At 39.9% G+C, this 25,107-nt stretch carries 15 protein-coding genes and 2 tRNA genes; 5 read left to right on the top strand and 12 right to left on the bottom strand.

Features of this window, described 5'->3' with window-relative positions; translation table 11 throughout:
- The first annotated feature begins 9 nt into the window (after positions 1–9).
- Positions 10–97 (top strand) — tRNA-Leu (locus HXT57_RS02850).
- Positions 98–191: 94 nt separating this feature from the next.
- Here HXT57_RS02850 and HXT57_RS02845 read toward each other — a convergent pair.
- The 3 genes from HXT57_RS02845 to guaA form a co-directional block, all read right to left on the bottom strand.
- Complete coding sequence (locus HXT57_RS02845) at positions 192–923, bottom strand: GntR family transcriptional regulator (protein WP_004111363.1); 732 nt, start codon at positions 921–923, stop codon at positions 192–194.
- A gap of 215 nt (positions 924–1,138) precedes the next feature.
- On the bottom strand, positions 1,139–2,527 hold the full coding sequence (locus HXT57_RS02840) for a PTS ascorbate transporter subunit IIC (protein ID WP_102704494.1): 1,389 nt from the start codon (positions 2,525–2,527) through the stop codon (positions 1,139–1,141).
- 519 nt (positions 2,528–3,046) lie between these two features.
- Positions 3,047–4,609, bottom strand: coding sequence for a glutamine-hydrolyzing GMP synthase (gene guaA, locus HXT57_RS02835; RefSeq protein WP_004111344.1), 1,563 nt, complete (start codon positions 4,607–4,609; stop codon positions 3,047–3,049).
- Between the two features lie 401 nt (positions 4,610–5,010).
- Here guaA and HXT57_RS02830 point away from each other — a divergent pair, with 401 nt between their 5' ends.
- The 3 genes from HXT57_RS02830 to HXT57_RS02820 all read left to right on the top strand — a co-directional run bounded on the left by HXT57_RS02830 (position 5,011) and on the right by HXT57_RS02820 (position 10,838).
- Positions 5,011–7,488 carry a phosphoketolase gene (locus tag HXT57_RS02830; RefSeq protein WP_004111342.1) on the top strand — a complete coding sequence of 826 codons (2,478 nt, stop codon included), beginning with the start codon at positions 5,011–5,013 and terminating at the stop codon, positions 7,486–7,488.
- 263 nt (positions 7,489–7,751) lie between these two features.
- Complete coding sequence (gene pta, locus HXT57_RS02825) at positions 7,752–9,458, top strand: phosphate acetyltransferase (protein ID WP_102703028.1); 1,707 nt, start codon at positions 7,752–7,754, stop codon at positions 9,456–9,458.
- A gap of 150 nt (positions 9,459–9,608) precedes the next feature.
- The gene (locus HXT57_RS02820; protein WP_285089452.1) at positions 9,609–10,838 is read left to right on the top strand and encodes an acetate/propionate family kinase; all 1,230 of its coding nucleotides are present in this window, start codon (positions 9,609–9,611) and stop codon (positions 10,836–10,838) included.
- A gap of 77 nt (positions 10,839–10,915) precedes the next feature.
- Here HXT57_RS02820 and aroA read toward each other — a convergent pair whose 3' ends face one another.
- Positions 10,916–12,277, bottom strand: coding sequence for a 3-phosphoshikimate 1-carboxyvinyltransferase (gene aroA, locus HXT57_RS02815; protein ID WP_033888764.1), 1,362 nt, complete (start codon positions 12,275–12,277; stop codon positions 10,916–10,918).
- Positions 12,278–12,358: 81 nt separating this feature from the next.
- Positions 12,359–12,432 (bottom strand) — tRNA-Pro (locus tag HXT57_RS02810).
- 184 nt (positions 12,433–12,616) lie between these two features.
- Between HXT57_RS02810 and HXT57_RS02805 the strand changes: the two genes are divergently transcribed.
- On the top strand, positions 12,617–13,720 hold the full coding sequence (locus tag HXT57_RS02805) for a hypothetical protein (protein WP_004111335.1): 1,104 nt from the start codon (positions 12,617–12,619) through the stop codon (positions 13,718–13,720).
- A 107-nt stretch (positions 13,721–13,827) separates the two neighbouring features.
- On the opposite strand, the gene glgX is transcribed toward HXT57_RS02805, so the two are convergent.
- The 7 genes from glgX to HXT57_RS02770 all read right to left on the bottom strand — a co-directional run bounded on the left by glgX (position 13,828) and on the right by HXT57_RS02770 (position 24,949).
- Entirely contained in the window at positions 13,828–15,957 is a 2,130-nt protein-coding gene (glgX, locus tag HXT57_RS02800; protein ID WP_012914065.1) for a glycogen debranching protein GlgX, read from the bottom strand.
- An 81-nt stretch (positions 15,958–16,038) separates the two neighbouring features.
- Entirely contained in the window at positions 16,039–16,923 is an 885-nt protein-coding gene (locus HXT57_RS02795; RefSeq protein ID WP_004111331.1) for a Nif3-like dinuclear metal center hexameric protein, read from the bottom strand.
- Positions 16,924–16,944: 21 nt separating this feature from the next.
- Positions 16,945–19,992 (bottom strand): DNA polymerase I, encoded by a 3,048-nt coding sequence (gene polA / locus HXT57_RS02790; RefSeq protein WP_004111328.1) that lies wholly within the window; start codon positions 19,990–19,992, stop codon positions 16,945–16,947.
- A gap of 79 nt (positions 19,993–20,071) precedes the next feature.
- Entirely contained in the window at positions 20,072–20,860 is a 789-nt protein-coding gene (locus HXT57_RS02785) for an ANTAR domain-containing response regulator (RefSeq protein ID WP_421783690.1), read from the bottom strand.
- A gap of 232 nt (positions 20,861–21,092) precedes the next feature.
- Entirely contained in the window at positions 21,093–22,178 is a 1,086-nt protein-coding gene (gene menA / locus HXT57_RS02780) for a 1,4-dihydroxy-2-naphthoate octaprenyltransferase (RefSeq protein ID WP_033888750.1), read from the bottom strand.
- Between the two features lie 54 nt (positions 22,179–22,232).
- Positions 22,233–23,006: an energy-coupling factor transporter transmembrane component T family protein gene (locus HXT57_RS02775; protein WP_012914060.1), complete on the bottom strand. Its 774-nt coding sequence runs from the start codon at positions 23,004–23,006 to the stop codon at positions 22,233–22,235.
- A gap of 59 nt (positions 23,007–23,065) precedes the next feature.
- Positions 23,066–24,949 carry an ABC transporter ATP-binding protein gene (locus HXT57_RS02770; RefSeq protein ID WP_421783688.1) on the bottom strand — a complete coding sequence of 628 codons (1,884 nt, stop codon included), beginning with the start codon at positions 24,947–24,949 and terminating at the stop codon, positions 23,066–23,068.
- Positions 24,950–25,107 lie beyond the last annotated feature (158 nt).

The following is a 25,107-nucleotide window of genomic DNA, read 5'->3' as shown; positions in this document are numbered from 1 at the left end:
AAAACACCTGTCCGGGTGGCGGAATGGTAGACGCGCTAGCTTGAGGTGCTAGTGCCTATTTGTTACAGGCGTGCGGGTTCAACTCCCGCTCCGGACACGAAAAAACCTTGCTGGAAAACCAGCAAGGTTTTATTGTTTTTTAACACAAAAATGGGCTAGCTAAGACATTCTTAGTTAGCCCTAAAGTTTAATTAAGCAGCATTTGAATGCAGGTGGAAACGAATCTCACCAGAATTTGGCGCATAAACAGATGCACCAAAAGCAATAATCGTACCAAACTTATCTTTTACAGTAGAATAAGCTGTAATTGCAGGAGTTCCAACTTCAAGGTTAAGTACTGCTGCAAGCCTGTCACATAGATTTTCTATATGCACAGACACTTCATTTTCTACAAGTTGAACAGCGTACGCTTTAAGCAAAAAATCAGATAACGACTCATCTGAAAAATCATGCGTCAAAATTTTAGGAAAACGAGAAGCAGGCAAATAGAGCACACTATAACGCGATAGAACATCGTCAACATAACGCAAGCGTTTCAAACATATCAATTCATCTACTGGATCAAGGCCTAAACGAGCAGCAGCATCTTCATCATGAATAACATCGTTTTCAATAACTTTTATTCTAATTTTTGCATCATTAGAATAAGTCTGCTCGTAAAATCCTTGCGCACGATCAGAAATTACTTCTTGACTATAACTAGGAATAATTGAAGAAGCTCGAAATATTCCTCTACCCTGCTCACGAACAAGTAATCCTTCAGTAATAAGGTTATCGACTGCATGCCTCAAAGTAATACGGCTCACATTGTATTGTTTGCACAATTCAATTTCAGGAGGTAATTGTTCGTTCGCTTCCATAGAATCAATGCGAGCGCGTAGATTATCTCGCACAGCAATGTATTTAGGCACACCTTCGACCATTATCACTCTCCCCTAGCTAAACGCTAATATGAAAAAGCCGTTGATACTAGTTTGTGTAAAACACAGCATAGTAACAACGGCTCATGCAAAACTAATAACTCTGTTATCCTACCAGTCATACAATAAAATGTACAAATAAATAAGAAAATGAGTAAAAAAATTTTTAATTTTTATATGTATATACAATTATTTAATTGTATTTTTATTTTCTTTACTTATTTTATTTCTTCAACCTTTTCAAAATTATTAGAATCGCGTTTATTCATCAATATCGAAACAGAATAGAACAATATTAGTGCAATAAGTATTACAGAAATTAAAACAGTACGACCACCGACAATATTTGCGTAACCAAGTATTACACCAAATACGCCATAATCCGCATCAGAATATGTAGAATTTGCGCTTCCCAAATCGCCAAGCACTGGCAAAAGGAACAACGGAAGGAAAGTAATAAAAAGACCATTAATAAATGATGCAGTCAAGCAACCACGTATTCCACCTTGACCATTACCGAATACTCCTGCAGCACCACCAGCCATGAAATGCGCAACAATTCCAGGAATAATAATTGTCGTTCCCAAAATCGCCATAAGCGTCATTCCAAGCAAACCACCAAAGAAACTAGCTAAGAAACCAATAAGAACAGCATTAGGAGCAAAGCCAAAAGTCATTGGTGCATCTAAAGCAGGACGAGCATTTTTAACAAGCTTTTCCGATATTCCCTTAAAAGCTGGAACAATTTCGTCAAGAACAATCTGCACGCCTGCAAGAATAATATAAACACCTGCAGCAAAAGTTGCAGCCTTCAACATAACGAAAACAATGAAGTTTTGACCATTAGATAAATGTGTTTCGACATACGAAGATCCAGCAAAAAGTGCCACTACTATATAAATAACAGCCATAGAAAGTGTGATAAGAACTGTTGTATCACGCAAGAATCCCAATGTTGCTGGGAATTTAATATCCTCAGTTGACTTAGAAGGACGCTTTTTTGAAGCAGTAAGCTTTGCAATTAACGCACCCAAAGCAACACCAGTACCAGCAGGATGTCCTAAAGCAACATCATCTTTGCCTGAAGCTTTCTTCATAAACGGCTGCACCAGTGCTGGAGAAATTGTCGTAAACAATCCTTGAGCAATTGAACCCCATAAAAGAACTTCCCACATGCTAAATCCTGCAACATTAAATATAACTGCAAGCATACTTGCCATATAGAAAGCTACGTGACCCGTTAAATAGATAAATTTAAAACGAGAAGTAATAGAAAGAATAATATTAACAATCATTCCAAAGAAGAAAATAAGCGCAGATTCAGAGCCATACTTCAATAAAACAGTTCCAATAATTGCTTCATTATTCGGCACTACGCCTTGCACATGAAATGCGTATTGAAACATTTTGCCAAAGGGGTTCAACGCTTCAGTAATAACTCCAGAACCAGCTGCTAAAACAAGAAAACCAACAAGAGTACGGATTGATCCTTGCAAAATATCCGAGAATTTCTTTCTTTGCACTGCAAGCCCAATAAAAGAAATAAGCGCAACTATAACAGATGGCTGTCTGAAAATATCGAGCAGTACTGACAGAATTCCGTCCACGTAACTCTCCTTACCATATTAATCGATATAGTTTGAGCGGCTTACGCAATTATTGGCGGCAAAAATATCTTACAAACTTCGCAAACGATACCGTAGGCGAAACTATTCGAAATACACGATTAGTTTCGTAGCACAGTAAAACTACACATACAAAATTCACGGTTCCGCAATGAAGCAAAGTAGTAAGAGCTACTACGAGCAGTAGTTTTTATACCCAGCCAACAACTACTGTTACAGCTCATACTGTTGTTTCATGTCAAATTCATTATATCGTTTAAACATTATAAACAATTAAAATAACACTATTTATAACTAAAATATTTATTAAATATCAATAAAATTCGAAATTTTTACCTGTTTTTAGAAAATTCGACACACCAATATACAGAAAAAAGCACTCCATTTTCACGAAGTGCTTTATAAAATCAGTAATTATTACAGTTTTTAATGAAAATAAACATATGTTTTACCGCATAAACATATGTTTATATTTCGGTCAATAATTCTCATCAAAAACTGTCACTCCCACTCAATCGTGGCAGGCGGCTTAGACGTTACATCAAGCACTACACGATTAATTTGACGGCATTCATTCGTGATTCGAGTAGAAATATTTGCCAATACATCGTAAGGCACACGAGACCAATCAGCTGTCATGGCATCCTCAGAGCTCACAGGACGCAAAACAATTGGAGAACCATATGTGCGCTCATCACCTTGAACACCAACAGAATGAACATCAGCAAGCAAAACGACTGGGCATTGCCAAATGTCGCGATCCAATCCAGCTTTAGAGAGCTCTTCGCGCGCAATAGCATCTGCTTCACGAAGAACAGCTAAGCGTTCGCGTGTAATCTCACCCACAATACGAATACCTAAACCAGGACCCGGGAATGGCTGACGCCAAACAATTTCATCTGGAAGTCCAAGCTCAGTTCCAATAGCACGAACTTCATCCTTAAACAAAGTACGCAAAGGTTCAATAAGCTTAAACTTCAAATCTTTTGGCAAACCTCCAACATTGTGATGAGATTTGATATTTGCAGCACCATCACCACCACCGGACTCAACTACATCCGGGTAAAGTGTGCCTTGCACAAGGAACTTAACTTCAGCTCCAGTTTTACCAGCTTCTTCAATAACTTGACGCTGAGCTTTTTCAAAAGTGCGTATAAACTTTTCGCCAATAATCTTGCGCTTGCGCTCCGGCTCACTCACGCCTTTAAGTGCGTTCAAAAAGTCATCTTCTGCATCAACTGCAATAAGTTTAATGCCTGTTGCTTCAACAAAATCATGCTTAACCTGCTCAACTTCGCCTTTACGAAGCAAACCGTGGTCAACAAAAACGCAAGTAAGCTGATTGCCAATTGCTTTATGCACCAATGCTGCAGCAACAGCAGAATCTACGCCACCAGAAAGACCACAAATAACTTGTGCATTCCCAACTTCTGCGCGAATCTTAGCAACTTGATCCTCAATAATGTTAGAAGGATTCCAATTATTATTCAGTCCTGCACACTTATGTAAGAATGTAGATATAAGTTCCTGACCCAATGGAGTGTGTTTAACTTCTGGATGCCATTGCACACCGTAAAGTTTGCGACTTTCGTCTTGCATTGCTGCAACTGGAGCACCTTCTGTGTGAGCCAAGACCGTAAAACCTTCTGGAGCACGCTTAACAGCAACACCGTGACTCATCCAAGTATTCTGCGCAGATGGAGATCCGGAAAGTAAACCTTCAGAATCATCAATAGTTGCAGCAGTCTTGCCATACTCACCAAGTGCAGCTTTATCGACATCGCCACCAAGCTCATGAGCCATTACCTGGAAGCCATAGCAAATACCAAGAACCGGTACACCTGCTTCAAAAATCTTTGGATCAATGTCAGGAGCACCTGGTTCATAAACAGAAGCAGGACCGCCTGAAAGAATAATAGCTTGAGGATCCTTAGCAAGCATCTCGTCAACTGGCATAGAGTGAGGAACAAGTTCTGAATACACATTTGCTTCGCGCACTCGACGAGCAATAAGCTGAGCATATTGAGCGCCAAAATCAACGACAAGCACTGGTCCTTTTGCCATGATTCTCCTTATATACATGTTCTAACACGATTCAACTTATAATAGTGAAACTTTGCGACGTTACGTAATTACAAAACGCCGAAAATTAAACACAAAAGTTACACGTACAGTCTAACACTGCAAATAACGTTGGCAGATTTTTGTGCGAAACGCTTAACTATAAAGTATAAAATGAACATTAAATATAACATAATCTATACAAATGGCTCATTTTTTACGCACATAATCACACATTTTTTCAACACAAATGCACGAAGAAGTAACCAAACGAACAAAAGTCAGACGTTGGCACTATACTGAAACGGATGGAAAAAGAGCTGTAATACATTTGTTTTCCAGTCTCTATAACCAAATGGTAATGATCAAATTGCACTGAAAAGTGCTTGAGTACAGGAGTACACATGACGAGTCCTGTTATTGGCACACCTTGGAAGAAGCTCAACGCTCCAGTTTCCGAGGCAGCTATCGAAGGCGTAGACAAGTACTGGCGCGTTGCCAACTATCTTGCAATTGGCCAAATTTATCTTCGCAGCAACCCTCTAATGAAGGAGCCGTTCACTCGCGAAGACGTTAAGCATCGTCTGGTGGGCCACTGGGGCACCACTCCAGGTCTTAACTTCCTTATCGGCCACATCAATCGTTTTATCGCTGATCACCAGCAGAACACCGTGATTATCATGGGTCCGGGTCACGGCGGCCCAGCTGGTACTGCTCAGTCTTACCTCGACGGTACTTACACTGAGTACTATCCAAAGATTACAAAGGACGAAGCTGGTTTGCAGAAGTTCTTCCGCCAGTTCTCTTACCCGGGCGGTATTCCTTCTCACTTCGCTCCTGAAACCCCAGGCTCCATCCACGAAGGTGGCGAGCTTGGTTATGCACTCTCCCACGCTTACGGCGCTGTTATGAACAACCCAAGCTTGTTCGTTCCAGCAATCGTTGGCGATGGTGAAGCTGAGACCGGTCCTTTGGCTACCGGTTGGCAGTCCAACAAGCTTGTGAACCCACGTACCGATGGTATCGTGCTTCCAATCTTGCACTTGAATGGCTATAAGATCGCTAACCCAACAATTCTTTCCCGTATTTCCGATGAAGAGCTTCATGAGTTCTTCCATGGCATGGGTTACGAACCATACGAGTTCGTTGCTGGCTTCGACGATGAGGATCATATGTCCATCCACCGTCGCTTCGCTGACATGTTCGAAACTATCTTCGATGAAATTTGCGATATTAAGGCTGAGGCTCAAACTAACGATGTAACTCGTCCTTACTACCCAATGATTATCTTCCGCACTCCAAAGGGTTGGACTTGCCCGAAGTTCATCGATGGCAAGAAGACCGAAGGTTCTTGGCGTGCACACCAGGTGCCACTGGCATCTGCTCGCGATACCGAAGCTCACTTCGAGGTTTTGAAGAACTGGATGAAGTCCTACAAGCCTGAAGAGCTCTTCGATGAAAAGGGTGCTGTTAAGGAAGACGTTCTTTCCTTCATGCCAAAGGGCGAACTCCGTATTGGCGAAAATCCAAACGCCAATGGTGGTCGTATTCGTGAAGACTTGAAGCTTCCAAAGCTTGAAGATTACGAAGTCAAGGAAGTTAAGGAATTCGGTCACGGCTGGGGTCAGCTCGAAGCTACCCGTCGTCTTGGTGTTTACACTCGTGACATCATCAAGAACAACCCAGATTCCTTCCGTATCTTCGGACCAGATGAGACTGCTTCCAACCGTTTGCAGGCTGCTTACGAAGTAACCAACAAGCAGTGGGATGCTGGCTATCTCTCCGGCTTAGTCGATGAGCACATGGCTGTTACCGGTCAGGTCACCGAGCAGCTTTCCGAGCATCAGATGGAAGGCTTCCTCGAAGGTTACTTGCTCACCGGTCGTCACGGCATCTGGAGCTCCTACGAGTCCTTCGTACACGTTATCGACTCCATGTTGAACCAGCACGCAAAGTGGCTTGAGGCTACCGTTCGTGAGATCCCATGGCGTAAGCCAATCTCCTCTGTGAACTTGTTGGTGTCCTCTCACGTATGGCGTCAGGATCACAACGGCTTCTCGCACCAGGATCCAGGCGTAACCTCCGTGCTCTTGAACAAGACCTTCAACAACGATCACGTAATCGGCATTTACTTCCCAGTAGATTCCAACATGTTGCTTGCTGTTGCTGAAAAGGCTTACAAGTCCACCAACATGATTAATGCTATCTTCGCTGGTAAGCAGCCAGCTGCTACTTGGTTGACTCTCGACGAAGCTCGCGAAGAGCTCGAGAAGGGTGCTGCTGAGTGGAAGTGGGCTTCCAACGCTAAGAACAATGACGAAGTTCAGGTTGTTCTCGCTGGTGTTGGCGATGTTCCACAGCAGGAATTGATGGCAGCTGCCGACAAGTTGAACAAGCTTGGCGTTAAGTTCAAGGTTGTTAACGTTGTTGACTTGCTCAAGTTGCAGTCCGCTAAGGAAAACAACGAAGCTTTGACTGACGAAGAGTTCACTGAGCTCTTCACTGCTGACAAGCCAGTCCTCTTCGCTTATCACTCCTATGCACATGACGTTCGCGGCTTGATTTATGATCGTCCAAACCACGATAACTTCAACGTTCATGGCTACAAGGAGCAGGGCTCCACCACAACGCCATACGATATGGTTCGTGTGAACGACATGGATCGTTACGAGCTTACCGCTGAAGCATTGCGCATGGTTGACGCCGCTAAGTATGCCGACGAAATCAAGAAGCTCGAGGACTTCCGCCTCGAAGCCTTCCAGTATGCAGTCGACAAGGGTCTTGATCACCCAGACTACACCGATTGGGTATGGCCAGGCGTTAAGACCGACAAGCCAGGCGCTGTCACCGCTACCGCTGCAACCGCAGGCGATAACGAGTAGTTTTAAGCTGATAAAGTTAAAACTGGTTAGCTAAAACATTTCGGGAGTCAATCGAAAGATTGGCTCCCGTTTTGTGTATTAAAACAAACAATGCAATAAAACTAGTTATACGCAAAATAAATTACATTTATAATTACTATTTTGTGCGTGTACAACATAGATAAGCCGTACAATAGAAAAAGTTTGTTTATATTGCAAAATGCAAAACTTACATTAACAATATAAACCTAGCAGTAACACGAAGTATCAAAGGAGAACGCATCGTGTCGCATATTAATGTAACAATTATCGGCAACGAAGATATGTACGGCAGAAATGCTGTTGCATTCGGAATAACACATATTCTGTCTAATAACTACAGCACTACTGTTTTTCGTCCATGCGCTCAACCAAACGACACTTTTACTAAGCAACTTTTGGGTATCACAAATACTTCAACGAAATTAGAGCAAGTTATTGCAACAACTCCAGAAATAGTTAGAACAAATAAAGACACAGTGCGAGGAGATATCGTTGCGCGCTATAACGAATTGTTGCAATCCACCTCTGCTCAAGCTTCTATTATTGTTTCTAGTGACGCAAACCCAGCATATGATCCAGAACTGTTTTCTTTCGACGCAACTGTTGCAGCTGACTTGGCATCACCTGTTTTTCTCACAGTTTCAGCTCAAGGCAGAAACTCACAACAAATTTTACAAACTATAGATTCTGCAAATGCTTGTGTTCTTAAATCATGCACACAAGTTTTAGGAGTATTTGTTACAAACTGCGATCCAGAACTTGGAGCTGAGTTAATGCGTGACTATAGCTCTAGGAATTATGCAAACTCAAACGACGAAGCATCCCGAGTAAGCCAAACTCCATTATGGGTTTTGCCATCAATAGATGAAGAAACTAAAAATTCTTCATTAGAAACATTCGTAAATTGCGTTCGAGAAAATGATGTTCTTAATGCTCTCCACCAACCATTTAAAGTTCCAACTACACCTTATGCTTTCCAATACAGTTTATTAGGGAAAGCAAAAGAAAATAAGAAAACTATAGTTCTTCCGGAAGGAGAAGAAGATCGTATTCTTAAAGCAGCAAACTATTTGCTAGAACGTGATATTGTAAATCTAATTATCATTGGAGAACGCGAATCTATTCTTGCTCGAGCAGAAGAACTAAATCTCAATTCTCTTTGCAAAGCTAGTTTCCAATCTATGCACGATGAAGCAATGCTAAGCCATATGATTACAAAACTTTGCGAATTAAGAGCAAAGAAAGGAATGACAGAAAAGCAAGCGCGTGAACAATTAACAGATGCAAGCTACTTCGGCACCATGCTAGTAGTACTAGGTCAAGCAGACGGTCTTGTTTCTGGTTCAGTTAATTCAACCGCTAACACTGTACGTCCTGCTCTTCAAGTTATCAAAACTAAGCCTGGTTCTAAGCTGGTTTCTGGAGCATTTCTTATGTGCTTCAAAGATCACGTATCTGTATTTGCAGATTGTGCAATCAACCCAAATCCTAGTGCAGAACAGCTTGCTGATATTGCTATTCAGTCTGCACACACTGCTGAGACTTTCGGACTCAACCCTAAAGTTGGAATGCTATCCTATTCAACGCTTGGTTCAGGAAAAGGGCCAGATGTTGATACTGTAGAGGAAGCAACACGCATTGCGAAAGAAAAAGCACCTGATTTAGCAATTGTTGGATCTATACAGTTTGATGCAGCATGGTCTCCTACAGTTGCTGCAGCAAAAGCAAAAAATAATAGTATTGCTGGTCATGTGAATGTATTTGTATTCCCTGATTTATGCGCAGGAAATATCGCTTATAAAGCCGTGCAACGCTCTAGCGGAGCACTGGCTGTTGGTCCAATTTTGCAAGGATTAAATAAGCCTGTAAATGATTTGTCTAGAGGAGCTTTAGTACAAGATATTATTAATACCGTTGCTTTAACCGCGTTAGAAGCACAATCAGAATAAACATAATAAAGCTCCTAAAACAGCACCACAGTGCATACACGATTTTTAGGTATTGCATTGCACTCAATATCTTTAAGTTTGTAGGAACTTAACGCTAAACTAGAGCGTGGCAATTTATAAGCCTTATCAATACTTATGGAGGATGCCCACATGGCAAAAACCGTTCTTGTTATCAATTCTGGTTCCAGTTCGATTAAGTATCAGCTCGTTGACTTGGAAAGCGGTGAAGGTATCGCTTCCGGCATCGTTGAGAAGATTGGCGAGCCAGTTGACGGACACTACAAGCACGTATTCAATGGCGAAAAGCATGAGTTCGATGAGCCAGTTCACGACCACGAGCAGGGCTTGAAGCGCGTACTTGGATTCTTCGAAGAATATGGTCCAAAGCTTTCAGAGTCTGGCATTGTTGCTGTCGGTCACCGCGTTGTTCAGGGTGGCTTAACATTCCCTAAGCCTGCATTAGTCAATGAAAAGACAATCAATAAGGTTAAGGATTTGGCAGTTTTGGCTCCACTTCACAACGGCCCAGAAGCTGTTGGCGCTGAAGTCATGACTGAACTTTTGCCAGATGTTCCACAAATTATGGTATTCGATTCTTCCTTCTTCCATGCTTTGCCACAGGTTGCAGCAACTTATGCTTTGAATAAGGAAATTGCAGACCGCTATCATATTCGTCGTTACGGTGCTCACGGCACTTCTCACGAATACATTGGCTCTGTTGTTCCAAGCGTTGTAGGTAAGCCTGCAGAAGGTTTGAAGCAGATTGTTTTGCACATTGGTAACGGTGCTTCTGCTTCTGCTCAGATTTCTGGTAAGCCAGTTGAAACTTCTATGGGCTTAACCCCACTCGAAGGCTTAATGATGGGCGGTCGCACTGGCGATATTGACCCAGCTGTAGTCTTCCACCTTATTCGCAACGCTCACATGAACGTGGACGAACTTGATACTCTCTTCAACAAGCGTTCAGGCATGATGGGTATGACTGGTCATGGCGATTTGCGTGATATTCACAAGCTCATCGCAGAAGGCGATGAAAACGCTAAGCTCGCTCTCGGCGTATACGTGCACCGCATTGTTGGTTATATTGGCAACTATACTGCTCAAATGGGCGGCGTTGATGTCATTACCTTCACAGCTGGTGTCGGCGAAAACGACGAAATTGTACGCGCTCGCGTATGCGAAAAGCTTGAGCCATTCGGCGTTAAGCTCGATAAGGAAAAGAATTTGGTTCGTTCTAAGGAGCCACGCGTTATTTCCACTCCAGACAGCTCTGTGATTATTGCTGTGATTCCAACGAACGAAGAGTTGGCTATTGCGCGCAAGGCTGCAGCTATTGCTGAAGCTGGTGAAGATAGCTACGGCAACAAGTTTGAGCACTAAATTGTTTGCGCTTAACTGCGTAGAACAAAATAAATAAATATGAATAATCCCGGGTCAAAAAGGCTCGGGATTATTTGTTATTCAAGCATTTTATGCCACATGCCTGGAAAATCAGGAATCGTTTTGCGAGTAGTAGAAATATTTTTGATTCTTATATTTTCTATGCGCAATCCAAGCATTGCAGCAAAAGTTGCCATTCTGTGATCCGCATAAGTTTCCATTACTTCCCCATGCATATGGTTACTTGGCTCAATACGAATTCCATCTTCGAGCTCTTTAGCGCCAATCCCAACTCGATTCAATTCATTAACTAACGCTTGCAAACGATTCGTTTCATGCCCTCTCAAATGCGCGATACCATGAAGTTCACTTGGACCGTCCGCAAAAGCAAGAATAGCTGCAATACTAGGAGCAATCTCCCCTGCTGCACTCAAATCAAGATATGGAATTGCTTTAATCGCACTATCGCTTTCCACATGCATTATTCCAGCATCATCACCTGTTTTTTCAAAATTAACTTTTGCACACATTTTTTCTAATATTCCAGGAAGCAATCCTCCAGGTTGAGTTGAAGAAAACGGCCAATTAGGTATACTGACACTTCCTCCAGCAATCAATGATGCTCCTAAAAATGGCGCAGCATTAGAAAGATCAGGCTCTATAGTAACAACGTTAGCTAGATTTATTTTACTCTCTTTAACATGCCACATTGCGTTGCTAGTCATATTTACAGACCCACCCGCTTTGCAAATATCGTCCATAGTCATGCGAATATGTGGCATACTTGGCAATGTGTCACCAATATGTTTAAGCTCTAATCCACCAGGAATACGTGAACCAATCAGAAGCAGCGCAGAAATAAATTGTGATGATGAAGAAGAATCAATTTGCACGATTTTTTCAGAAAAATTATTTATTTTAAATTCGACTGAAGGTGGCGTAATAGTAAAAGGTAAAAAACCCTCTTCTTCGTGATATTTTACGCGAGCACCAAGCTGCTCTAAACCGTCAAGAACTGGCTTCATAGGACGAGCATAAGCTTGCTTATCGCCATCAAATCGCACAGCTTTATTTGCAAATAAAGCTAAAGCTGCAACGAAACGCATTACAGTTCCAGCTAAACCGCAATACACTTCAGCATTATCTGGAACTCTAAAAACTCCGTCTTCTGGAGGAATTACACGAAGCTTAGTTCCATCTTCATTTAATGACTCACATCTAACGCCAAATGTAGATAAAGCGTTAATCATAAGATCCGTGTCGCGCGAGCGCAATAATCCTTGTAAAACTACTGATTTTGTGCCCAAAGCTGCCAAAATTAAATAACGATTCGACAAAGATTTACTGCCAGGAACCTCAATATAAGCTTTTAATTGATGATTAGCATACGGTGCTTTCCAAGGAGTAGTGCAATCTGCAATATCGTTAATATCACTCATACTATGAATACTATCGATTAACATGTACTGCTAAATAAGAATAAAAAGCAAAAATACGCATATTTCATTAGATATAAAAAGTCGGGGTGACAGGATTCGAACCTGCGACATCCTGCTCCCAAAGCAGGCGCGCTACCAAACTGCGCTACACCCCGAGACTTTTGAACTGATTACCAGTTCCAAGCACAATCAATTACAATAGCGCACTTTGCAGACAAATGCAAATTACGACACACGTATTATGAAAATTTTTTCTTCATTACAAAATTCAACTAGCAAAACTCATTACTAGCTACCAAACGATACAATAGAATTAGTTTGAAGAAAAAGGGGCTAAGTATGGGACGCTTCCAGCGAACAGAGGCAATGGGCTTAATATCATTCATAGTTTGCGCAGCTTGTGGAATGATTATTATGAGAATGTATATGGTAACAATGCCAGCGTTTTGGCAAATTAGTCAGCGACTATTCCTTACAGCTTCAACTATTGTGTCTTTGTGCAGCGTAGGCGCTTTTATTGTTGGATACTTGCGTACAAATAAAAAAGTTATCAGCCATCACTTAATTCGAGTAGCTAAGCATGCGTTTGAAATAACAGCACTTTCTACGATTTACGGCGCGACAATGTTTCTTATGTCTTTTGCTTTGCTATCTATTATTAATAGTATTATTGGCAGAGCAGCAATGAACAGTTATTTACCAGTATTATGCTCAGCATTATCTGGAATTGTTGGATACGCAACTCTTATTCAGGCTGAACTTCTCGAAGCTAAAACAGTGGCTTCTCTCCTGCCATTATTCGTTATTTCTGGAGCTGCAACTGCAGGTCTTACGACAGATGATCCGTACTGGTATAACAATAATTTCTCTCAACTTGGAGACCGCACAACATTTGCAGCTAGTATGTTTAATGCAACACTTGTTTTGTCAGGAATTTGCATTATCATAACGAGCTACTTTGCTATTACTGAATTCGTTGCAACGCAGCATGAAATGCTGCAACACAATAGCCAAAAACTAATTAAACACTTCAAGATGCGCACAACTGTTATGGCAGCTTTGCTGATTCTTGGAGGAATATCGTTTATTGGAATAGGAACTTTTAGATACACACCACATCCTTTCTTACATGATTTGTGTGCTCGAGGAGTAACAGGATTAATTTGCACAATGCTTGTATGTCTTCCATGGCTTGCGCCTAAGCTTTCTCGCACATTCTATATTGCTTCCGATTTAGCGGTTATTCTTACTGCGTGGGCAGGAAATCAGTGGATACATGGAAATAATACTCTTACAAATGTTGAAGCATTATCGTGTCTGCTATTTCTTGGATGGATTATTGTATTTTCACGACAAGTTGCGGCTATGCAAAGCGATCGTCTTCAATCAAAAATAAATCAAGCTTTAGTATTAAATAGAAGCTCAAAAGCACAAATAGAATAAGAACAAAAAGATAAATTAAACTAACAAAAGCAGCGTAGAAACTTAAATTTCTGCGCTGCTTTTAGTTTTTACAAGTCACGAAATTCTTTACAAATAAAGCATAATATTTAATGTTCTGGTTTATGCTCACTCATAAGAAGCAAGAAACTACGAGATTGTGCAACAATATTAAATCCTGCCTCATATAACAATTCTGGACCCTTTGGATTATATGTGTCCACAATCAACTTCCACTTCTCACCATAACGTTTATCTGGCAAAGTAAAAGTAATAGGTTCATAATGCGCATTAAAAATAAGAATAAAGTCATTATCAACCATTCTCGTTCCATACCAGTCAGTTTCTGGAATATCCGAACCATTCAAATAAATCATCACAGATAAAGCATGAGTATTTGACCAGTCCTCCATATCCATAACAGTACCGTTATGATCAAGCCATTCAACTTGTGGAATATCGCTTACATCATCTCCAGCAGAACGACCCGTAAAGAAACGACGACGATGCAACACAGGGTGCTTTAATCGCAAGTGAATAAGCTTGGAAACGAAATCGAACATATCTCGTTGAGTTTCGTTATAATCCCAGCTTATCCACGAAATAGCGTTATCTTGACAATAAGCATTGTTATTGCCCTTCTGCGTACGCATGACTTCATCACCAGCGCATATCATAGGAATACCCTGGCTCATCAAAAGAGTTGAGAACAAATTACGTATTTGACGTTCACGCAATTCATTAACATCGTGAATATTAGTAGGTCCTTCAACACCGCAATTCCACGAACGATTGTCGTTCGCACCATCGCAATTGCCTTCCTTATTAGCTTCATTATGCTTTTCGTTATAGCTAACTAAATCGTTCATAGTGAAGCCATCGTGAGCTGTAATAAAGTTCACGGAAGCTACAGGCTTTCGTCCATTTTGCTCATATAAATCTGAGCTACCCATAAGTCTACTGGCAAATTCAGGTAATGTAGATGGTTGTGAACGCCAAAAGTCGCGGACACAATCGCGATATCTTCCATTCCATTCGGACCAACTTGGAGGGAATCCACCAACTTGATATCCACCAACACCAATATCCCAAGGCTCAGCGATAAGTTTTACACTTGAAATAATAGGATCCTGCTCAATAATGTCAAAGAATGCAGAAAGTTTATCTACTTCTTGGAACTGACGCGCAAGAGTTGCTGCTAAATCGAAACGGAAGCCATCAACATGCATTTCAGTTACCCAATAACGCAAACTATCTGTGATTAACCGCAATGCTTTTGGAGAACGCATAAGTAAGGAATTACCAGTACCGGTAGTATCAAAATAATGACGCTGATCATTATCTACAAGGCGATAATATGCGCGATTATCGATACCACGGAAACTCAAAGTAGGACCACGATCATTGCCTTCAGCAGTGTGATTGTAAACCACGTCTAGAATAACTTCCATACCTGCAGCATGATATGCCTTAACCATTGATTTAAATTCGTTAACTTGCTCTCCGCGCTGACCAGAACTGGAGTAAGAATTTTGAGGAGCGAAGAAACCAATAGTGTTGTATCCCCAGTAGTTACTTAATCCTTTATTTTGCAAGAAAGAATCGTTTACAAACTGATGAATAGGCATCAATTCTATTGCAGTAACACCAAGCTTCCTTAAATAAGAAATAACGCTTGGATGTGCAAGTCCAGCATAAGTGCCTCTAATATCTGGAGGAACACGTTTATCAAGATTAGTCATTCCACGAACATGAGCTTCGTAAATAACAGAATCATGATACGGAATCATAGGATGCTGATCATTACCCCAGTCAAAATACGGGTTAATAACTGCAGCCTTCATCGTATGGTCTGCAGAATCTAAAGTATTCATTGCTGAAATATCATCTGGATTATCAAACCAATACGAGAAAAGACTCTCATCACCGTCTATATTTCCTTCAATCGCCTTGGCATATGGGTCAAGCAACAACTTATGAGGATTACACCATAAACCATGAGAAGGATCATAAGGTCCGTGAACACGATAACCATAACGCTGACCAGGCTGTATGCCTGAAACATAGTTATGCCACACGTATGAGTTCTGCTCAGTCATATCAATACGTGTTTCGTTATCATGCTCATCAAATAAACATAATTCAACGCGCTTTGCAACTTCGGAAAACAGCGCAAAATTCACGCCAGCGCCATCATAGTTTGCGCCAAGCGGATACATGGAACCTGGTCGTATATGCATAATATAAGTATCTCATATATTCGAGTAGTTTTCACGTCATGTTGACGTTATTTAAAAAAAGATTGAATTTAAATGAAAGCCTCAATTAATAACGTAATTCCATGGATCGCAAGCTTCACCTAACCAAGCAACTTCTGGACGCTCTCCATACATTTCTTCTATGCAATCAGCAATATCATTAATCGCATAAGTAAACCACAATGATTCAATAGCACTATGAGAAGTGTTAATAATCATAGGATATGTGTGTTGAATGTAATCTTCACCAGAAGAAAGACGCAGTTTCGATTCATATTTAGCTCGCTCAATTGCATCAAGTGCAGGATGATGACGCAAATCGCTTGTAACATATACGTCAACTTTTTCCTTGCGAACTTCATCTAACAAGCTTTCCCCAGAACCAGGCAAAACAGCTACTGTACTAACTTTCGCATCAAGATTTCCAGCAACTTGAACACCAACTTTTGTATGAGGAAGAACGTTAAAAACATTTTGCGCAAAATCACGCAATGATATTGGCACATCCAAAACACCAATTCTGCCTAAGCCAATGTTACGTCCAGCAGAATCAATCTGTTTAGAAACAACAATTGGACGCAAATTATGAAGACCAAAATACTCTGCCGCAGCATGAGCAACTCCGCGCCACGCGACATCCGCATTAGTGTGACCAACCCATAGCGCACAATTATTACTAATTAAGCGCTGCACAATTTCACCACGAACAGTTTCGTTTGAAACTCCATGCACAGCTTTGAAAAATAGCGGATGATGAGTCACTAATAGGTTTGCATCCATTGATAACGCTCGATCAACTGCGCTAATCGTAGGATCACTAACACATACGATTCGCTGAATTTGGGAATTCAAGTCTCCAACAATAAGACCAGGCTCATCCCACTCTTCAGCAAAGCTTAATGGGTACAATGTTTCTATAGCTTCAATTACTTTGCTTAATCTAATCATTTCTTCTACCTTTAAGCAGTGCTAATGCGCTGCTAGTTGCCAATCTACACCAACTCCAGTAGAAACATTAAGAGGAACGTCTAAATGCACAGCATTTTCCATAGCTTTACGCACAATATTTTCTACCTGCGCTTGCTCACCATGTGAAATTTCCAGAATCAATTCATCATGTATTTGCAATATTACGCGGCTGCGCACTTTTGCTTCACGCAATCCCAAATCAACACGAAGCATAGCAAGTTTCATAATATCTGCGGCAGTACCTTGTATTGGAGCATTAAGAGCTCCGCGCTCAGCAGCTTCACGAGATGCACGATTATTGGAAGAAAGTTGCGGGAAATACCTACGTCGACCAAACATAGTTTCTGTGTACCCAAGTTCTTTTGCCTTCGACACAAGAGATTCCAAATAGTCATGAACATTGCCAAAAGTATCAAAATACTTATTTTTTAACATTTCAGCTTCAGCCGGACTAATAGAAAGCTGTTTTGCCAGCCCATAAGTACTCAATCCATATGCCAATCCATAGCTCATAGCTTTTACGTGAGAACGTTGATCCGGACTTACTTGTTCAACAGGAATCTTATAAACTAAGCTAGCAACATATTTATGAAAATCTACGCCGGAACGGAATGCTTCAATAAGAGTTTTATCATGAGATGCATGGGCCATAATACGAAGCTCAACTTGTGAATAATCACAACTCATTAAATATTCAAATTCTTCTCCTGGAATAAAAGCAGCACGAATTTCACGACCAGCAGCATTCCTATTAGGAATATTTTGAAGATTAGGATCAGCAGAACTTAAACGACCAGTTGCTGCAATAGTCTGCTCAAAAGTTGTATGGATGCGCCTATCGTCATAATGAGCTGCATCAATTAAACTTTGCACAATCTGTTTCAATTTATTAGTTTCGCGATGTTTAAGTAAAGCACCCAAGAATTGACTTGCAGGTTCTTCGGGATCGAGTTTAACGTACATAGCTTGCAAAGCTTCGGCATTAGTCGTGTACGAGCCATTCTTTGTGCGACGAGTAGGTTTAAGACCAAAATGCTCAAAAAGTATTTGTTGCAACTGCTTAGGGCTTTGTAAATTAACAGAACTACCTGCAACTTTCCAAGCCATATTTTGCGCAAACTCAGCATCTGCAGAAAATTGCTTAAGCATACTACTTAAACGTTGCATATCAACTGCAGCACCGACGTCTTCCATGCCACGCAAAACTCGCGAAATAGGCATTTCCAAATCAGTCATCAAACCAGTTTGTTTTCTATCATCAAGTGTTGAAGCAAAATGAAGAGCCAAAAGACGAATAAGAAGCGTAGTTCTTAAGAATTTAGCTTCACACGCTTGAGTTTGCTTTTCATTAGTTTCTTCTTCACTAGCTGGCATTCCATCGTCAATAAGAAGATCAAGCTCACCCTGCTTAGCTTCATTTTCACCCAAATTATCTTCATCTGACTGAATATCTAAATAATGTTCAGCCATATTTTCTAACGTTTCAGCTCGAAAATCAGGCTCCAATAAATATGATGCCAATCGAGTATCAAGAAGTGGAGTGCCAAATGAATTATTCGAATCGAATAATTTTAGCGATTTTAGCAATCCCAAATGCTTTTTATAATCATGCAATACTGTTATTGAGGAATTTTTTTGCAAAAACTTTCGTAACATCTCAAGCAAAGCTTGATCTGACGATTGCAAATCAGTCGTATATAATATTGCAGCTTTATTAGCAATAAGAATTATTAAACAATCTGCAATCAACTCAAAATGATGTTTTGAATTCTTATTGCACTCATGAGCGTATATTACAACTTCTTGATTTTTCAGTATAGGTTCGGCACATTTACGAGAATTATTTATAATTTTTTCGGAATTTAATTCTTCAAAAGTATCTTCAGTATTTTTTGAATCTTTCTTTATTTTTGTATAAAGCAAAGAAGAAACTGAATTCTCCCAATCAATAAAGTCCTCTACAGTTTTAACATGATGTAAGTCAATGCCTGCTAGCATTTCTTGAAAATTTTCTGCGTCAATATTTGATTGAGCACTTTGAGCTAGCTTATCGTTATTAGCGTCACCTTCATACGTAGACGAAAACATTATACGCATATTATTTTCGATAGATTGTTGCATACCGTTGCTAAAAGTTTTGAGAATCTTTCTCTTTTTTAATTCGCCAAATTCAAGTTGAGACAGCAAGATTCCTAATTTTACAGCATCAACATCACCAAAGCACAAATCATCTACAGTTACGCCTAGATCCAAATCGCAAACTAAAGCATTAACTTTACGGTTTAAACGAACTTGATCAATATTTTCTCTTAAAGCTTCTCCCTTTTTACCGCTAATCTCATTCGAATGTTCAATAATATTTTCTAGGCTGCCGAATTGATTAATCCATTTAGCAGCGTACCCATCTCCAACACCTGGAACTCCTGGAATATTATCTGCAGTTTCTCCTCTTAACGCTGCTAGATCAGGATATTGCTTAGGCGTAACATGATATTTTTCATAAACAGCATTCTTATCCATTTTTTTTAAGTCTTTAAAATGCTGTCCTGGATATAAAACAGTAATATTGTCATCTATAAGTTGGAATGCATCACGATCGCCAGAAAGTACTAAAGTTCTATAACCGGCATTCGAACCCATTACTGCAAGAGTGCCAATAACATCATCACCTTCATAACCGGGTTTCTCAATATAAGTGACACCAAGAGCTTTAAGCATCTGTTGAATGATAGGAAGCTGCGAAAGAAGCTCCTGTGGAGCAGCATCACGAGTACCTTTATATTGAGGCAGCATAGTATTTCTAAAAGTTCCACCTTTAACGTCAAAAGCAATAGCTAAGCGGTCAGGCTTCTCTTTTTTTACAACCTGTGAAAGCATAGTAATAAATCCCCAAATGGAATTTGTTGCTTGCCCAGAGCGAGTAGAAAAATTATCTGCAGATATTGCAAAAAAAGCACGGAACGCAAGAGAATGGCCATCGACAACCAACAACGTTCCTTTCTCATTCTTAAGTTCCGAAGAATGTTCTTCAACGATGTCGGTATTCACTGTTGACTACTCACCCACGTTCCGTAAATTACTAATAAATAACTATGCACTTATATAAAAATGAATAAATATAACCCTACTAATTTTCAGATGAAGATTCTACTTTATCATCGCTATACTTTGCAATAATAGCCATTGCAAGACGCTTCTTAGGGATACGCTGATCCATAGAAGTTTTTTGAATCCAGCGGAAAGCACCCTGCTCAGAGAATCCAGCCTTATCCATAAGAAGACCTTTAGCACGGTCTACAAGCTTACGTTCTTCTAAAGTATCTTCAGCTTTCTTCAACTTTTCTTCTGTTTTCTTCAACTGATCTTCAGCATCGTGTAACTTGTTTTCTGCACGCTCAACACTATCTAATAAATCGTTGATTTCACTAAAGCGACCCATAGCAACTTCCAAAGCAGGAAGAAGTTTAGATTCTTCATATGGCTTAGTAACGTACGCCATCGCTCCAGCACCAGTTGCTTGTTTTACTAAATCTGGCTGTGAAAAAGCAGTGAGCATTACTACAGGAGCAATATTCTCATCACAGATTGTTGCAGCGGCAGTAATGCCATCCATAACAGGCATCTTAACATCCATGCATACAACATCTGGATGATTTTCACGAGTCAACTCAATAGCTTCTTGACCGTTAGCAGCCTGACCTATAACTTGATATCCGTTATCTTCAAGCATTGCAACTAAATCCATACGATTAACTGATTCATCTTCTGCAACTACTACAGTACGAATATGATTGGCCTTTTTTTCTTTAGCTTCTCGCTGAACAGCTTCATCATCTGCAGCTTTGCGCAGCTCATCATCAGTAAGTACCTCAGGCATTGCTGGCTCTGTCCCTTCATTTTCATCCATACCTGGCATATCCAAAACCTCACTTCATTGCCACACATTCACAGGGCAACATCGCCATGCATCTTTAACATGGCGTTCGCGCAACGGCACACTCACAAACACTAGCGAAAATTGCGCATCATAACACAATCTGCAAGTCATTAAAATACCGCATGCGCACCATGTTCGTGTCAATTAATAATATCATAAGAATTGCAAGACGCGCGAACAAGCACATACAATTAGCACTATTTTGCTTATTTTATATAATCGCAGATAATAATACAGCCAACGCACCAAGTATTGCCTGAGCAACGCACATAGGAAAAGCATCCTTATAGTCACCCATAAGCACACATTTAGTAAATTTATAGGCTTTAATAATAATAACTAACAATAAAATCCACTGAAAAGTAGCAAAAAATAAATGCCACGAAGAATTGCATACAATTGCACTAAAACTGAGGAAAATTTCAACACTATAAAAGCGCCATATTGACGGCACTGCTGAAGGTAACGCAATAATCAAAACAGAATATGCAATCAAAAGAACAGCAGAAACAATGCTCATAGCAGCACATAAACGTCTGCCATTGCGCTCGCCAATTTTAACCATAGCAGTTATTTTTCCATGTTCTTTATCGCTTTTAATATCTCGAAGATTGTTTACCATCATTAAGCAAGCCGAATAAGCACCAGGAATGCAAGATATTAGCACACAAGCCAAAATCCTTTGCCTGTTATTGATAAATATGCTAGTTTCTGGAATACCAATTCCATATGTAATTGCGCATAACGAACCAATAAAAGGAACAGGGCCGAAAAATACAAACGCACTTACTTCTCCCCAACCCTTATAACCGTAAGGATGTTTACCTCCTGCATAAAACCATGCTGCAGCAAAGCACGCAATTCCAAGTAAAATAAACCAATATATTCCAGTTCGCAAAACAATAATCAAACCAAAAATACAAGAAATAAAAGCAGAAATTATTACGGCTTTAAGCACAGATTTCGCGGAAATTCCAGCATTTGCAAGGCGCCAAGATACATCGCACAAAGGTTTTGAATTATTGCTACTTAAAGCACGCAAACTACGATTCTCATCCAAGCCATTCAATCCGTCACAATAATCATTGGCATAATTGACGGCGATTTGTATAAACGCAGCAACCATGCAGCACAAGAAAAATTGTATAAAACATTGCTCTAGATGCATAACTGGTTCTTCAAAATACGAAAATCGTATCATTCTAAATGAAACCGCAAACGCCATAACAACAGGAACTAAGCCTATTGGAAGCGTGTAAATTCTTGCACCCTTAAGCCAAATTTTTACACTTTTCATCAAAAGCCTCATAAATTATTTATGATTTATTTATTTATGATTTACACAAATATTTTATACTAAATTTGGCAAAAAGATTGAAGTGCATATTGGTAAAGCAATAATAAGTGCAGAAATAACTAGAGACAAGAATCCACGCCATCCGAATGGGTATTTGTAATACGAAGACTTGCGTGTGCGCAAATAAAAACCGCGCTCTTCCGCTGCTAGTGCAGAACTATCTGCTTTACGCACTGAAGAAACCAAAAGAGGCACAATAAGAGGCATCATAAGTTTTAATTTTTTAAATGGATTTTTACTATCGTATTCAACTCCGCGAGCCATTTGAGCTTCTGTGATTTGAGACATTTCTTGCGCAAAAATAGGCACAAAACGAACCGCAGTAGTTACAGTAAAAGCGTAACAATATGGAATATGCAAATATTGGACTACAGCATTTGCAAGATCGTTTAATTTAGTTACTGTTAGTACGGTAACAAGAGGAAAAGCAAAACAGAACAATCTCAAAGCAGCTTTTGCACCAATATCAATGCCGTGCAATGTGAACCACAAGAAAATATAGTTGCCGCTTTGAGCAATAACAGTCTGTAGCAAAAACATTACGCAAGAAATTATTAGCATAGCTTTAATAAGACCAGATAATGTTTTAACAACACGAGTAAAAGCCATACCAATAAAAATAATAGCTGCAAGCGCAATAAGCGCGGAATACTGTTTAGCAATAAACACGCTTATTACAACACTCGTAGCAAGAATTAGTTTTGCAATAGGATTAGTGCGATGAAGAAAAGTGTTACCTGGTTGGTAAGTTAATAATCTCGTTTTCATAAATATCAGACGCCTTTACTTCTACTTTTATTTGCTACTTTTATTTGCTATTGCTTCTGTTAATTCTGCTGATTCTGTACAGTCTGTTTTGTGATTTTTTCGCCGAGCAACGCTTCTACTAATTCTTCGCGCACATACAAGCCATTGCACTTATTAAATCCATGCGCAACCAAGCCTTGAGAAACGGAACACAATAATGGTGGATACAATGCTGCAGCAGAGCACACTTCCGGTTTTTCAAACACATCGTACGCTGAACCATCAATAATAAGCTTTCCATCATTAATTGTTATAAGTCGAGTTGCATAATCAAGCACAACTTCCATATCGTGACAAACCATAATCACGCAGCAACCGTTTTTTCTTAAACGCTCTACAACTTGCATAATTATCATGCACTCCTTGTAATCAAGACCGCAAGTTGGCTCGTCAAGAAGAAGAATCTTAGGATTTGTTACAACTGTTGCAGCTAAAGCAACCATTTGACGCTGGCCACGAGAGAGCATAAACGGGCTAGCTTCAGGATCCAGCTCCAACTCATCAATAATTTCCATTGCGTGAGCTTTAGCTTCGTCCTCATTCTGACCAATCAAAATACAGCTTAAAGTAACTTCTTCGAGTACCGTTTCTTTGCATAATTGTCGGTCAGGATTTTGGAATAAGGTAGATACATATTTTGCTATTTGACTAATACGAAGAGACTTAGTGTCAACGCCATCAATTGTTACGTTGCCTTCTGTTGGTTTTAATAAACCATTAATAATTTTGGTAATAGTTGTTTTGCCAGCACCATTTCTACCAACAAGAGTTACGAGCTCTCCAGCGTAAGCTTCAAAAGACACGTTTTTTAGCGCACTAACGCCACTTTGATACAAAAAACTGACGTTTTTAAGCGAAAGACATGGTGAATCGTTTTTCGATTTATTTTGTGCGTAAGATTGTGTAGAGACTTGCGATTCGTGTGAAAAGTCGCAAGCAAGCGCCGATTTATTTGAATCGCATTCACGATTATCAAATTCACTATGTGAATCAACATGTGAAGTCAAAGATTTTTCACTATTAATCGTATTAACAATAGTATTTACTGTATCTTCTACAGACACAGGCAAATCGCTTTTAGAGCAAATATTCTCACGCTGTAAATCATTAACCAAATGCGTAGTACGCGGATAATTTATTCCAATAGAATAAAGCAAATCCATATTTTTCAACGCTTGGCTAACAGGCAAATCTAGTGATAAAGTGCCATTCGAAAGCACAACTAAACGCTTGCAATACTCGCTTAAAAGCGCAACTTTTTGCTCAATTACAACAACCGTTATTCCAAAATTCTTATTCAAATCTTTAAGAATCGAAAAAATCATTTTAGAAGAAACAGGATCTAAAGCGCACGTCGGCTCATCTAACACCATAACTTTAGGCTTTAGCGCAAGAATAGCAGCAATTGCAACCTTCTGCTTTTGACCTCCAGACAAAGTGTCTAAATCACGGTTACGCAAATCACTAATGCCAACAATTTGCAAAGCTTCATCTATTCGACTTGGTATTTCGCTATGCGCAACGCCAAAATTTTCTAAGCCAAAAAGAATCTCATCTTCAACATTTGCGGCAACCATTTGCGCATCAATATCTTGAATAACAGATCCAACCAAGCAAGCAATGTTAGTTAAAGCAAGATTGTTAGTGTCTTGACCCGCAATCTTAACGCTTCCTAAAAGTTCGCCAGAATAATGATGCGGAATCGCGCCAGAAAAAAGCGAAGCAAGAGTTGTTTTTCCAGAGCCAGAAGGACCAATAATTCCCACAAATTCGCCAGATTCTACGCTAAGACTTACATCTTTTAGTGCAAAAGTGGAATCTTGTGCCTCTGAAGAGTCTAAAGAATCATCTTTATTCCGATTCACATACTTAAAAGACACATCTTTTAGCTCAAGCAAAGGCACAATAATTCCTAACTCTTAGAAACCTAACAATTACAATTACTAATGATATCTTACGATTATATTTATTCTGCGATTATATTCTTTGATGATTATATGACTTGCTGCATATTATCCAGCACAAACTATTCAACAAAATCATCAAATACATATTATCCAAA

The organism is Gardnerella sp. KA00771, assembly GCF_049244045.1.
Taxonomy (GTDB): Bacteria; Actinomycetota; Actinomycetes; order Actinomycetales; family Bifidobacteriaceae; genus Bifidobacterium; species Bifidobacterium swidsinskii.
The sequence above is the reverse complement of the archived record's forward strand: the minus strand, read 5'-3'. Positions and strand labels throughout refer to the sequence as shown.